At 60.3% G+C, this 13,068-nt stretch carries 14 protein-coding genes; 9 read left to right on the top strand and 5 right to left on the bottom strand.

The window, feature by feature from the left end:
- Both B149_RS0106440 and B149_RS17870 read left to right on the top strand, forming a co-directional pair.
- Positions 1 to 238, top strand: a 238-nt coding sequence (locus tag B149_RS0106440; protein ID WP_018124361.1) for an integrase core domain-containing protein, incomplete at its 5' end; no start/stop codon positions are given.
- A 12-nt stretch (positions 239 to 250) separates the two neighbouring features.
- Complete coding sequence (locus B149_RS17870; RefSeq protein WP_018124360.1) at positions 251 to 1,120, top strand: rhodanese-like domain-containing protein; 870 nt, start codon at positions 251 to 253, stop codon at positions 1,118 to 1,120.
- Here the strand turns inward: B149_RS17870 and B149_RS16630 are convergent.
- Positions 1,114 to 1,740, bottom strand: coding sequence for a TorD/DmsD family molecular chaperone (locus tag B149_RS16630; RefSeq protein ID WP_018124359.1), 627 nt, complete (start codon positions 1,738 to 1,740; stop codon positions 1,114 to 1,116). The two genes, B149_RS17870 and B149_RS16630, sit on opposite strands and share 7 nt — an antisense overlap.
- Before the next feature lie 80 nt (positions 1,741 to 1,820).
- On the opposite strand from B149_RS16630, the gene B149_RS0106425 reads away from it, so the two are divergent.
- Both B149_RS0106425 and B149_RS0106420 read left to right on the top strand, forming a co-directional pair.
- Positions 1,821 to 2,132, top strand: coding sequence for a metal-sensitive transcriptional regulator (locus B149_RS0106425; RefSeq protein WP_018124358.1), 312 nt, complete (start codon positions 1,821 to 1,823; stop codon positions 2,130 to 2,132).
- Between the two features lie 190 nt (positions 2,133 to 2,322).
- Positions 2,323 to 4,281 carry an OPT family oligopeptide transporter gene (locus B149_RS0106420; RefSeq protein ID WP_018124357.1) on the top strand — a complete coding sequence of 653 codons (1,959 nt, stop codon included), beginning with the start codon at positions 2,323 to 2,325 and terminating at the stop codon, positions 4,279 to 4,281.
- Between the two features lie 83 nt (positions 4,282 to 4,364).
- Here the strand turns inward: B149_RS0106420 and tyrS are convergent, their stop codons facing one another.
- The 4 genes from tyrS to B149_RS0106400 all read right to left on the bottom strand — a co-directional run bounded on the left by tyrS (position 4,365) and on the right by B149_RS0106400 (position 8,058).
- The gene (gene tyrS, locus B149_RS0106415) at positions 4,365 to 5,645 is read right to left on the bottom strand and encodes a tyrosine--tRNA ligase (protein WP_018124356.1); all 1,281 of its coding nucleotides are present in this window, start codon (positions 5,643 to 5,645) and stop codon (positions 4,365 to 4,367) included.
- 160 nt (positions 5,646 to 5,805) lie between these two features.
- A complete protein-coding gene (locus B149_RS0106410; RefSeq protein WP_018124355.1) occupies positions 5,806 to 6,588 on the bottom strand; it encodes a TIGR00282 family metallophosphoesterase in 783 nt (260 codons plus the stop codon).
- Between the two features lie 99 nt (positions 6,589 to 6,687).
- Positions 6,688 to 7,527, bottom strand: coding sequence for a CheR family methyltransferase (locus B149_RS0106405; RefSeq protein WP_051069520.1), 840 nt, complete (start codon positions 7,525 to 7,527; stop codon positions 6,688 to 6,690).
- Positions 7,528 to 7,740: 213 nt separating this feature from the next.
- Positions 7,741 to 8,058: a TusE/DsrC/DsvC family sulfur relay protein gene (locus tag B149_RS0106400; RefSeq protein ID WP_018123293.1), complete on the bottom strand. Its 318-nt coding sequence runs from the start codon at positions 8,056 to 8,058 to the stop codon at positions 7,741 to 7,743.
- A gap of 301 nt (positions 8,059 to 8,359) precedes the next feature.
- Between B149_RS0106400 and B149_RS0106395 the strand changes: the two genes are divergently transcribed.
- From B149_RS0106395 to carA, 5 genes are read left to right on the top strand one after another with little or no spacing between them, the layout of a single operon-like run.
- Positions 8,360 to 9,001, top strand: coding sequence for an HDIG domain-containing metalloprotein (locus B149_RS0106395; protein WP_018124353.1), 642 nt, complete (start codon positions 8,360 to 8,362; stop codon positions 8,999 to 9,001).
- Positions 8,958 to 9,866: a D-alanine--D-alanine ligase family protein gene (locus B149_RS0106390; RefSeq protein ID WP_026167483.1), complete on the top strand. Its 909-nt coding sequence runs from the start codon at positions 8,958 to 8,960 to the stop codon at positions 9,864 to 9,866. Before B149_RS0106395 ends, B149_RS0106390 begins: the two co-directional genes overlap by 44 nt.
- Positions 9,866 to 11,155 (top strand): 3-deoxy-D-manno-octulosonic acid transferase, encoded by a 1,290-nt coding sequence (locus B149_RS0106385; protein WP_018124351.1) that lies wholly within the window; start codon positions 9,866 to 9,868, stop codon positions 11,153 to 11,155. Before B149_RS0106390 ends, B149_RS0106385 begins: the two co-directional genes overlap by 1 nt.
- Positions 11,156 to 11,178: 23 nt before the next feature.
- On the top strand, positions 11,179 to 11,919 hold the full coding sequence (gene kdsB / locus B149_RS0106380) for a 3-deoxy-manno-octulosonate cytidylyltransferase (protein WP_018124350.1): 741 nt from the start codon (positions 11,179 to 11,181) through the stop codon (positions 11,917 to 11,919).
- Positions 11,920 to 13,044, top strand: coding sequence for a glutamine-hydrolyzing carbamoyl-phosphate synthase small subunit (gene carA / locus B149_RS0106375; RefSeq protein ID WP_018124349.1), 1,125 nt, complete (start codon positions 11,920 to 11,922; stop codon positions 13,042 to 13,044). It abuts the gene before it with no gap.
- The last annotated feature ends 24 nt before the right edge of the window (positions 13,045 to 13,068 follow it).

Here is a 13,068-nt window from a genome sequence, read left to right as displayed (position 1 = left end):
AAGCTCCCCGTCATTCGTCCGTGAGCCCCAAGGCAATGGCATCGCGGAACGATTCGTTCGCATCCTCAAGGAAAATCTGCTTTGGGTCAGGCGATTCAACACGGTCGAAGAGTTGAGGAAGGCCCTGCTGAAATTCAAGGAAACCTACAACCGGCAATGGATCATCGGCAGGCACGGCTACAAGACGCCGAGCCAGGTCCGCGAAAGGCAGATCGTGCTCACTGAGTGCGCGGCGTGATTAAGGACAAAATTGTGTCCAGAAAACCCTGGACCGCTACACACCGCAGAACTGGCCCGCATTCTCGAAAACGGACGCAAGCCCCTCCTGCTGGATGTCCGCCCGGACTACGAATTTCGGGAAGGACACATCGAAGGCGCGGTCAACGTGGAATTCGACCTCGGGGACGACCGTCACGCCGCCCCTGCTAAGCTTGACCGAATCCGACGCCTCGCCGGCCCCGACACCTCCCGCCCCATTGTCATCTACTGCCGCAGCCTCCAGTGCATCCGCAGCGCCATCGCCGCCCGCGAAGTGGCCAACATGGGATACGGCAACGTCCTGCGCTACCCGCTGGGATGGTTCGGCTGGGTGGCGGCGCATCCCGCCCTGCAATCGGAAGGGATCGATCCAATCAAGGCGGGCGACGTCTTTCCCGGTTGCCCCATCTGGCCCATAGAGGCGGAGGCGCAGGAATATCTTGGGCTGGAGAATCTCGACCGGGCCTTTCTGGAGGCGGTGCGCGCGGACTACCTGCTGGTGCAGTTCTTCAACTCGGAATGCCCGGCCTGTCTGGAAGGAATGAAGGCGGTGGAACAGTACTGGAACCGTGTACAGGCGGAGCCAACCATGCGGCAACGGCTGCGATTCGTGGGCATCGCTTCGCATGATTGTCTGCACGACGCCCGCGCCTTCAGCAGGCGAGTGGGCATTCCGTTCCCGGTCTTCACTGACCCGGACGGCAGCGTGCTGCAGCGCACGGGGTATCAATCCCTCCCCGTAACCTTCCTGCTGCGTCGCGGTGAGCAGGGACGCTGGGTGGTGATGCTGATCAAGGACGGCCTCGGCGGCGCAAACCGCTTCTACCGGGACATGCGCTCCAGCGTCACCTCGGGCTATTGAAGCGAGGCAACCTCTTCCAGCGCGGCCAGAAGCAGGTCCGCGCTGAGCAGAAAGAATCCCTCGTGCCCGGTTTCGGCAATGGCCTCGCGAAACTTATGGCACCATGGGAGCATGACATCGGATGCAAACGCCGCGGCCTTGGGACACGAAGCCTCGTCGCCCTCACCCCAGCAACGCACGAGGAGCAGGTAGAGGTATTCGATTTCAAGGGGCAGGTGGTCCGGCGGTTCGCCGCCCTCCGGCTCCACACCGGCCTCGGCGAGTCGCTCGCGCATGGCCATGGCCTGCGGGCCCATGACCTTGCGGGACTCGCCGACATGGCAGGACTCGTATGGCGGCACCGGGGTTCCCCCGGCATCATTGACAAACAGGCTGACATGGACCGAGGCAATCTCGTCGCAAAGAGACTCGGCACCTTCGGCAAACAGGGCTTGCATACCCGTGAGGGGTTTCAGTATGGTGCCTGCCGCCGCCGGACAGTTCTGCACGAGAACCGGCACGGCCTGCCCGGCGATTCCTTCGCAGGTTTCGCGGTCCGGCCCCCGAAAGGCGGCCGAGCAGAGTTCGAGGCAATGAAGAAGAAACACCCGTTCGTTTTCCGTGGTCCAGGAATTGTTCATGAAGACCCTCCGGTCAACGACGATACGGCATTTCCCGTCGTCAGACAACGGCCCCAAGGCTCGACGCGAGGAGCAGGTACATGGAAGAATCCGCACGCACAAGACGAGATGAGGAACAGGAAGCGCTGAAAAAAAACGTGCTCTCGCGCATGAAACGCATCGAGGGGCAGGTTCGCGGCATCCAGCGCATGATAGAGGAAGGCAAGGAGTGTCAGGACATTCTGGTGCAGGTCCGTGCGGTACGCTCCGCGCTGCAATCCGCCACCGGCCAGATTCTCAAGCGCTACCTGATCAAGTGCCACACCGAGGCACTCGAAAATTCTTCCGAGGAAGCACAGTACGAGTCCCTTGAACGCGCCGTGAAGATCATGACCGGCTTCATCGACGGTTAGGCAGCCGTCCCCGAATCCCGTTGGCGCTTTGCCGGGATCCACAAGATTCACCGCAGCGGCGGCAGCCCCCTGAACAATCCAAGTGAAGATGACGCGTCATGGCAACACATGCATTGCCATGACGCGTATTTCCTTGTACTTCTGTTAGGAATAAGTTCTATCACCCACAGCCCGGACACCGGACCCGCAGATGTACGACGACAAGGAACTGCACGAATATCGCGACCTCATGAAACCGCCGGAGCGGTTCGAAGAGGGATTCGACTGGAAGACGATCATCGGCGCCGTCTTCATCGGATTCCTCATGATGCCGGGGTCCATGTATCTGCAGCTGGTCATCGGGCAGGGCATCGGCCCGGCTGCTCGCTGGGTGACCATCATCCTCTTCGCCGAAATCGCCAAACGTTCCTACACGCACCTGAAACAGCAGGAAGTCTTCCTGCTCTACTACATGGCGGGCGCCGCGCTGGCCTCGCCATTTCAAGGGCTGTTATGGAACCAGTACCTTGTGCAGTCCGACGCCGCGAGGATGCTCGGGCTGACCGAGTTCATCCCGCACTGGGTGGCCCCCGGCCCCGGCTCGGAGTCGTTTCTCGAAAGGACCTTCCTGCACCGGGACTGGCTGGTGCCGATCCTGCTTCTTGTGGGCGCACAGCTGGTGCAGCGCATCGACCATTTCGGGCTGGGCTACAGCCTGTACCGGATAACTTCCGACGTTGAAAAACTGCCCTTCCCCATGGCGCCCGTGGGCGCGCTGGGTACCATGGCGCTGGCCGAATCCACAGAGGACCGCAAGTCCGGCTGGAAGTGGCGGGTCTTCTCCATCGGCGGCGTCATCGGGCTGGTCTTCGGGTTCTTCTACGTCCTGCTTCCGGCGGTCTCCGGTCTCGTCTTCGAACAGCCAATACGGCTGATTCCCATACCATGGATCGAGCTGACCCAGTACACGGAAGGCTTTCTGCCCGCCGTGGCCACAGGGCTACAGTTCGACCTCGGCCTCGTTTTCGTGGGCATGGTGCTGCCCTTCTGGGCGGTCATCGGCGGCCTCGGCGGCCTGATCGTCACCATCCTCGCCAACCCGGTACTGCATGAGCACGGCATCCTGCACCGCTGGCATCCCGGCATGGAAACCGTCGAAACCGTGTTCGCCAACAACTTCGACTTCTACATGAGTTTCGGCATCGGTCTCGGTCTGGCCATCGCAGCCATCGGTATCTACTATGTCGTCAAATCGCTGCGGCAGGCCGGGGACGGACAGATGGATTTTTCCATCCTGTTCAAGCCCCACAAGGAACGCGGCGACATCAATTTCTGGGTGTCCATCGGCATCTACGTATTCTCCACGCTGGCCTACATCGGCATGTGCCTGCTGCTGGTGCCCAGCTTTCCGTGGATTTTCTTCGTGCTCTACGGCTTTGTCTACACCCCGGTCATTTCCTACATCACCGCCCGCATGGAAGGTATCGCGGGCCAGTTCGTCAGCCTGCCGATGGTGCGCGAATTCAGCTTCATCGCCGGGGCAAAGTTCTTTGGCTACAACGGCATAGAGATATGGTACGCGCCCATCCCCATTCACAACTACGGCGAGGCTACGGTCCAGTTCCGACAGATCGAGCTGACGGGAACCAGCCTGCGCGGCGTGATCAAGGCTGAAATCATCGTCTTCCCCGTGGTCATGATCGCCTCGCTGCTCTTCTCCCAGTTTCTGTGGCAGCTAGCGCCCATTCCGTCGCCGCAGTACCCCTTTGCACAGGAGCTGTGGCACCTTCAGGCGCTCAATACGCTGCTGATGCAAACCTCCACTCTGGAAGGCAACTCCCTGTTCTTCGAGGCCCTGAGCGCACCCATCCTGTTCTCGGGGCTCGGCATAGGCGTGCTATTGTACGGGACCCTGAACATACTCGGACTGCCCGTGCTGCTTGTCTACGGACTGGTGCGCGGTCTGGGGCAGTCCACTCCGCACGGCGTCATACTGGAAGTCATCGGCGCCATGCTCGGCAGGTTCTATTTCCTTAAAAAATACGGCAAACAATGGCGCCAGTACGCCCCGGTCCTGCTGGCGGGCTTCTCCTGCGGCATGGGACTGGCGGGCATGGCCGCCATGGGCTTCACGCTGATCCTCAAGTCCCTCGGAAGGCTTGCGTATTAGGGATATTTCCGACGTCCCACGAAAAAGCCCCTGACCGGAGATTCCGGCCAGGGGCTTTTAATTTGCGTCGCGATACGACAGAGCTAGCTGCGCAGCACCATGCCGTAATTCTTCTTGCCCTTGCGAACGACCATCAGGTCGCCGCCCACGAAGTCGGACTCGGTGACTTCATGATCCTCGGCGGCACGCTCGCCGTTGATGTAGACGCCGCCGGCCTTCAGAGCCTTGCGGGCCTCGCCCTTGGACTTGGCAAGCTCCAGATCCACGAGAATCTGCGGGATGTCCGGCACGTCGCCCGGCGCGTAGATGCGCTGGGGAGCGGACTCCAGAGCGCTGCGAAGGGTCCCCGCGTCCACGCTCTTGATATCGCCCTTGCCGAACAGCGCAGCGGTGGCCGCCTGCACACGCTCCAGCTCGCGCTGGCCGTGAATCATGCGGGTGGTCTCCTCGGCCAGACGGCGCTGGGCCACGCGCAGGTGCGGCTCTTCCTCCACCGCACGCTCCAGTTCCGCGATCTCTTCCTGAGTAAGGAAGGTGAAGAACTTGAGGAACTTGATAACGTCACGGTCGTCCGCGTTCACCCAGAACTGATAGAACGCGTACGGCGAGGTGATCTCCGGGTTCAGGTATATGGCGCCCTTTTCGCTCTTGCCGAACTTCTTCCCGGAAGCGGTGGTGATGAGCGGGAAGGTCAGGGCGAACGCCTCGGCGCTTTCGCCCTCAGCCGCGGTCTTGCGGCGGATGTATTCGCAACCGGCGGTGATGTTGCCCCACTGGTCGCCGCCGCCGAGCTGAAGCCGGCAGTCCTTGTTCTTGTAAAGATGATAGAAGTCGTGACCCTGCAGGATCATGTAGGAGAACTCGGTGTAGGAGATGCCTACATCATCGCGCTCAATGCGTCCCCTGACCGATTCCTTCTGCAGCATCCAGTTGATGGTGAAATACTTGCCCACGTCGCGCAGCAGGTCGATGGCGCTCATGGTCTTGGTCCATTCGTGGTTGTTCACGATATCGGGCCGCTCACCGCAGACCCGCTCGAAAAACCGGCGAACCTGATTGGTGATCTTGCTGATGCGATACTCCAGATCTTCCGCGGTCTGGAGGTCGCGCTCCTTGTCCTTGCCGCTGGGATCGCCGATGAAGCCGGTGGCACCGCCCATGAGGACGATGGGATTGTGACCTGCCTTTTTCATGCGTGCCAGACAGAGCAGGGGAACAAGGTTGCCCACGTGAAGGCTCTCCGCAGTGGGGTCGAAGCCGCAATACATGGCCTTTCCCGGCTCGGAGAGATACCCGCGTACCTTCTCTTCGTCAGAGACCTGATTGACCAGCCCGCGCCACTTGAGTTCGTCGAAGATGTTCATGTGTTCCTCTTGTCTTATCTGTGTCTGCGAAAACGCCCGCACAGGCGTTTCCATCTCGGAGCGACCGCTTTGACAGCCGCTCCAGCCGCGTCCGTCGGAGCCGGTACTCCACGAACCGATACATGTGTATTGAAAGAGGCAGCGAGCCGAGACAGCTACGCTACCATGTTTCCTTTCTCCAGAGCGAGACCTCGCACGTGCGCCCGGTGGAATCGTCTATGTCAAAAACCGCGCCTTGTAAAATGACCGGTCCTTTCGCAGGCACGAACCGCGAAGGGATCCCCGTCACGAAACGGCTGACCACCGGCTCAGGGTCCATGCCGAGGCACGAATTCCACGCGCCGCAGAACCCGAGGTCCGTCATGTAGCCGCTGCCGCCGGGAAGCACCCGCGCATCCGCGGTCTGCACATGCGTATGCGTGCCGACCAGCACGGAGACGCGTCCGTCCAGATACCACGCCAGCGCCTGTTTCTCTCCGGTGGCCTCAGCATGAAAGTCGCACACCACGATGCGCACGTCTTCCGGCAATTCCGCCAACGCCCTGTCCGCCGCCTTGAACGGACAGTCGATGGGATGCATGAAGGTCCTGCCCTGAAGATTCAGCACAGCCACCGGCTCCAGACCTTCCGGACGGATCACGGTCAGCCCCTTCCCCGGGGTGCCCTCTGGGTAGTTGTAAGGACGCACGAAACGCGATTCGCGCCCCATGAAGGAATGAAGATCCCTGAACTTCCAGACATGATTGCCGGATGTGAGCACATCGACCCCGGCATTAAGCAGGCTTTTCGCACTCTTGGCGGATATGCCAATGCCACCCGAAGCGTTCTCGCCATTGGCTATGACAAGGTCCACCCCGAGCTCGCGCCGAAGCGCCTGAACCCGAGTTGCGACCTCGCGCCTTCCCGGGCGGCCGACTATATCTCCAAGCATCAAAATCTTCATTATCCAGTCCGTCCTCGCCGTAGCGAAAGACACACATGGAAGCCGATTTTCGGCCCGGATGCAAGAAAAGAATTACAACACCGCGAACGCGGCCATGCATTAGGGAAGACGACGAAACACGGTAGGCGCCATCTGCTTCAACGGCAGACGCATTCCGGAAAGACTCTCCGAATGCCCGATAAACAGGTATGCCTCGGGACGCAGATGGTCGCAGAACTTGTTGAACAGCACTTCCTGCGTCGGTCTATCAAAATAAATGACCACGTTACGACAGAAAATGATGTCCATTTTTTGGTCCATGCGGAAATTGTCCATGAAGTTCAATTGACGAAAACGAACCTTGTCACGCACCACCTTGTCCACCTTGATGAGCGGACGCTGCGGATTCTTGCTCTTGAGCAGATATTTCTTGCGAAAGGACTGGGGAATTTCGTCCACCTTCTCCATCGGATACACGGCCTGCTGCGCACGCCGAAGAATGTCCGAAGAGATGTCCGTCGCCAGAATGGAGAATCTGAATCCCTGATTCTTTTCCGCAAACTCGTTCAGGACCATGCCCAGCGTATAGGGCTCCTCCCCGCTCGAACACCCCGCGCTCCACACCTGTATCTCGCGCGACGTTCCAATTTTCCGCCACAGGTCAGGCAAAACACTGTTGGTCAGAATATCAAAATGTTTCGGTTCCCTGAAAAAATGTGTCGTGTTGGTGGTGACCACGTCCACCATGTGCTGACGTTCCGCCTCACGCCCCGCATCACTGAACAGATAGTCGCAGTACTCCTTGTAACAGGACATACCAAGCGCCCGAAGTCGCTTCTGAAAACGCGACTGCAAGAGCACCTTCTTGGTCGGCGGCATCTTGATGCCCAGTTCCTTCTGGATCATCTCACTGAACCGACGAAACTCAGCATCCCCCATCTCAGAGCGTACCAAATTCATATTGTTGGATATTTTATCCTTCACAAATCGAATCCCACTGGTTGTTTCAAATATCCGCAGAACGATAAACAGCTTCCACTACACCCTCAATTATCTAGCACGAGGCTTCCCAACGAACAATGAGAATTAGCCGCCGCAGGCATTGTGCTTCGAACAAAAAAAAGCGGGAACCTTTCGGTTCCCGCTGGAATTCCGCTTGTACTGTCGTCCGGTTTAGACGCAGCCGGTGGGCTTGGGCAGACCTGCCATTTTGCAGGCTCCCTTGCCGGGTCCGGAGGGGAACAGCTCGTAGATCTGCTTCAGCTTGAAGCCGGTGACCTTGGAGAGGATGCGGACCATCGGTGCGATGCCGTTCTTCTTGTAGTAGTCCTGCAGGAAGTCGATGACCTTCTGGTGGTCTTCGGTCAGTTCCTTGATGCCTTCGGTGTCCTTGACGTAGTCCACCCATTCGGGGGTCCAGTCTTCGAAGCGCTGCAGGAAGCCGTCTTCGTCCACTTCGAAAGTCTTACCCTGAAATTCGACAACAGCCATTTTTTCCTCCTAAAGGTTGTTACCTCGAAACAAAACCACGGGGACAACGAAAAAGTCCCATGGCCGACTCCCCATGTAAACCCCGGTTGGGAAAATTTCAAGAGGAAAATGGCTATAACCCGCTCACTCCAACGGAATTGAGCGATTTGGAGCCTCGGATTATTTGGTGAATTCAGTCATTTTCTCCTTGCAGAAAATGGGGTGAAGGGACTTCAGGTCGGTGCGTGGCGGAATGAGTCTTTATTTTTCGCCCGGCGGCTGATAGCTTGAATCAAACCCGAACAGCGACGGATTTCTGCAGATGAAAGGCGTCAAGAAGAAGTACAGTTTTCCTCCGGGGCGCGAGCTGCCGGTTCCACCCGGTTCCGACTGCGGAGAACTGCCGGTGCCCGATGATGCGGCGTGCTTTGCGATCTGGGACCGTACGGACATGCTGGAGAACATTCGCGAGCACAGCATGGCGGTGGCCGGTGTGGCGACGTTTCTGGCGCGCCGCGCCCGCGAGGTGGGCATGGAGGCGGATGTTGAGGCTGTTCGCGCCTCGGCCCTTCTGCACGACATCGCCAAAACGTACTGCATCGTCCACGGCGGCAACCACAGCCAGCTTGGCGGTGCTTGGGCGGCGGAGATGACGGGCAATCCGTATATCGCTTCCGGGGTCACGCATCACGTTTTCTGGCCTTTCGATCTGGACCTTGGCCGCTATTTCCTGCAACTTGCCGTGCTTTACGGCGACAAGCGGGTCACGCACGACCGTCTGGTGGACATCGACGACCGTTTCGAGGACCTGCTCGACCGTTACGGAAAATCCGCCCTGATCCGTCAGCGCATGCATATCATGCACGATCAGGTCGTTGCCGTTGAGAACATGTTTTCCACCAAACTCAAGGTTGATCTGAATGAACTTACTCTTGATAGCCGGGGGCTGGTCCAGCGAGCGTGACGTCTCGCTTTCGGGCGCCCGCAAGATACACACCGCAATGGAAAATCTCGGGCACTCGGTTCGTTTTCTCGATCCCGCGCTCGAATTCGACACCATCACCGAGGCCGCCGAAGAGGCGGAGTTCGCCTTCATCAACATGCACGGCTCTCCCGGCGAGGACGGGCTGGTACAGGCGATGCTCGATGCCGTTGGCTGCCCGTATCAGGGCGCCGGGGCATCCGAATCCTTCATGGCGCTGAACAAGGCCGCCTCCAAGCAGCTGTTCCGTCGCGCAGGAATCCCTACGCCCGACTGGCAGTTGGTAACGTCGCGTCCAGACGAATCCTGGAAGTGCGAACTTGAGTTGCCCGTGTTCGTCAAGCCCAACTGCGGCGGCTCCAGTGTGGGCATGGGGCTGGTGCGCGAACCGGAGCAGCTTCTGCCTGCGGTCAATGCGGTTTTCGACCTGTGCGACGAGGCGATCATCGAGCCGTACATGCCGGGCGTGGAGTTGACCTGCGGCATGTTGGGCGGGCGCGCACTGCCGCTGATCATGATCAAGCCCAAGCCGGGCTCCGAATTCTTCGACTACGCGAACAAATACGACGCGGACGGGGCCGAGGAGATCTGCCCCGCACCCGTGGACGACGCAATTACCGAGGCCGTTCAGGGCATGACGCTTGTGGCCAACGAAGCGCTCGGGCTGACCGGTTACAGCCGTGCGGATTTCATCCTGAGCGACGGGCAGCCGTGGCTGCTGGAGGTCAACACGCTCCCGGGCATGACGCCCACGAGCCTCTTGCCGCAGGCGGCCGCCGAGCTCGGTCTGACCTTCGAGGGTCTCATTGCCGAGCTGATCCGCACCGGAATGCGGGAGCGCGGCTGATGCGGCGCAGTGTCCGGGCCGCCATGAGGGCCTATTCGCTGCTGTGGAAGGCCGCGGTTCCAGTGCTGCGCTCCAACGGTCGCCTTCGCGACGGGTGGGACGAACGCACCCTTCAGGCCGGGGTCCCCGCCGGTGCGGACGTCTGGATTCAGGCCGCCAGCGCCGGCGAGGCCTATCTGGCACGGGAAATACTCTGCGACATGAAAAGCCCGTGGACAGACAGACCGCTTCGCGTGCTGTGTACCACCAATACTCGTCAGGGCCGGGACATTCTCGGTAAGCTGGCGGATGACGTGCACGGCTCCGGTGCCGGCCTTTCCGTGCAGGTGCGGATGTTTCCGTTCGATGCGCCAGGTATAATGGAGAAGGCGCTTCACGCGGTACGGCCGAAGTTGGCCCTGCTGCTGGAGACCGAGATATGGCCGGGCTTCCTGTCGCAATGCCGAAACCTTGGCGTGCCGGTGCTGCTTGCCAACGGGCGGATGAATCCGCGCAGTCTCGCCGGGTACCTGACATGGCCGGGCCTGTTCCGCGACCTTGCGCCGGATGCGGTCATGGCGGTCTCCGACCGCGACGCCTCGCGCTTCGGCACCCTGTTCGGCCATGAGCGGGTCTCGGTGATGCCGAACATCAAGTTCGACCGTATGGTCGGTGCAGGCGCATCCTGTCCGGACGGCGATCTGCTCTCTGACGTCTTGCCCCGGGACGAGCCGTTCGTGGTGCTCGGTTCGGTGCGCAAACAGGAGGAAGAGCGCATCGACACGCTTCTGGATGGCCTTCGGCGCAGGGCTCCTGAAGCCGTGACCGGGTTGTTCCCGCGTCACATGGAGCGGCTTGAGCGCTGGCGGGAGCGGCTGGACGAACTCGGGGCCGAATGGATCGCCCGTTCCGAGATTGCCGGGCCGGTGAAGCCGGGAACGGTGATCCTCTGGGACACCTTCGGAGAGCTGATTCCTGCCTATTCGCGGGCTGACGCGGTTTTTGTGGGCGGCAGCCTCGATCCGCGCCTGAAGGGGCAGAACTTTCTGGAACCGCTGACCTGCGGCCTGCGTCCGGTGATCGGTCCATACTGGAGCAGTTTTCACTGGGTGGGCGGAGAAATCGTCGAATCCGGCCTTGTTGATGTTGCAGAGGACGAAAACGACGTTTTACGGTTGCTTCTGGAAGCGATTTCGGCTCCGGTGGACCGTGAAGGCACGGCAAAAGCCGCGGCGGAGTACATTCGATCACGCACGGGCGGCGCTGACGCCGTCCGCAAACGGCTTGCCCAATTCCTCATTAACGAGTAAACGGGCATCGCGCGGATGGAACCATGAGCACCTTTCCCGAATGTCACGCCATAATTCCCGCACGCTATGAGTCGTCGCGGTTTCCGGGAAAACCCCTTGCGGAGATTCTCGGGAAACCGATGTTCTGGCACGTCTGGAACCGGGCCCGGCTGTGCGACGGCCTGACCAGCGTCACGCTGGCCACGGACGACGAGCGCATTTTCGAGGCGGCGAGACGGCACGAGGTGCCGGTGGTCATGACCTCTTCCGAACACGCCAGCGGCACGGACCGCGTGCTTGAGGCAGCCCGGAAAATCGAGGCCGATCCGGAATCCGTGATCGTGAACATTCAGGGTGACGAGCCGTGTCTCGATCCGGGCATGATCGACGATCTGCTGCGTCCTTTCAGCCGCTGCCGCGCCATGGTCACCACGCTGGCCAGCCGCATGGCGCCGGACGAGGCCGAAAGTCCGGACCGCGTCAAGGCGGTGATCTCGGCGGACGGACGCGCACTGTATTTTTCGCGGGCAAAGGTTCCCTTCGACCGCGACGGAAGCGGCGGGGACTACCACCTGCACATCGGCCTTTACGCCTTCAGGATGCAGGCGCTGATGCGCTTCGGCGAGCTTGAGCCGAGCCCGCTGGAACGGCGGGAAAAGCTGGAGCAGTTGCGTTTTCTCGAAAACGGCATCGACATCCACGTGACCGAAACCGCACACGCCTGCCACGGCGTGGACCGGCCTGAAGACCTTGAGACAGTAACCGCAATCCTTGAGAGGGAATAGATGAAAGCTATCCTTGCCCTTGAAGACGGCACCATTTTTCACGGGACCTCCTTCACCGGCGAAGGCGAAACCGGCGGCGAAGTGATCTTCAACACCGGCATGACCGGGTATCAGGAGATTCTCACCGACCCGTCCTACAACGGACAGCTCGTCTGCATGACCTATCCCCTCATAGGCAACTACGGGGTAAACGACGTGGACGTGGAGTCCCTGTCCGTCAAGGCGGCCGGGCTCATCGTCAAGGAATGCTGCAAGACGCCGAGCAACTGGCGGGCCACCAAGTCCCTGCCGGACTACCTGCGCGAGAACGGCGTAACCGGCATCGAGGACATCGACACCCGCGCCCTGACGCGTCACCTGCGCCTGAACGGCGCCATGCGCGGCTACATCACCACCGAGGACATCTCCGAGGAAGAAGCGGTCAGGCGTGCACAGGGCCAGCCGGACATGGAAGGCCTGAACCTCGCCGACGGCGTTTCCTCCGACCGCCCCTTCGCTTGGGTGGACGGACGTCCCAGATTTTTCGAGTCCATCGATCAGGCCGAATGGCAGGGCAACGGCCCGCGCCTTGCGGTCTACGACTTCGGCATCAAGTTCAACATCCTGCGCCTGCTGGCGGATCAGGGCTTCGACCTGCTCGTGGTGCCCTCCAGCGCCCGCGCCGCGGAAGTGCGCAACCTGAAGCCGGACGCGATCTTCCTTTCCAACGGCCCCGGCGACCCCGCCGCCGTGGAAAACGCGGTGGAAGCAGCCAGAGACCTCACCGAGGACCATCCCGTGGCAGGCATCTGCCTCGGACATCAGATTCTCGGTCTCGCCATGGGTGCCAAAAGCTACAAGCTCAAATTCGGCCACCACGGATGCAACCATCCCGTTATGGACCTGACTACGCGAAAAATTGAAATATCTTCCCAAAACCACGGTTTTTGCGTAGATATAGCCGGACTGGATTTCCTTGAACCCACCCACAAAAACCTCAATGACGACACGCTTGAGGGATTCGCGCACAAGGAAAAGCCGATTCTGGCCATCCAGTACCATCCGGAAGCGGCCCCGGGCCCGCACGACAGCCGTTACTTCTTCAGCCGTTTCCGGGAATTGGTGCGCGAAAAGACGGGCAAATAGCCCGCAGGGGTCAAACAGAGGCTG

It is taken from the genome of Desulfovibrio oxyclinae DSM 11498, assembly GCF_000375485.1.
GTDB lineage: Bacteria > Desulfobacterota > Desulfovibrionia > Desulfovibrionales > Desulfovibrionaceae > Pseudodesulfovibrio > Pseudodesulfovibrio oxyclinae.
The sequence above is the reverse complement of the archived record's forward strand: the minus strand, read 5'-3'. Positions and strand labels throughout refer to the sequence as shown.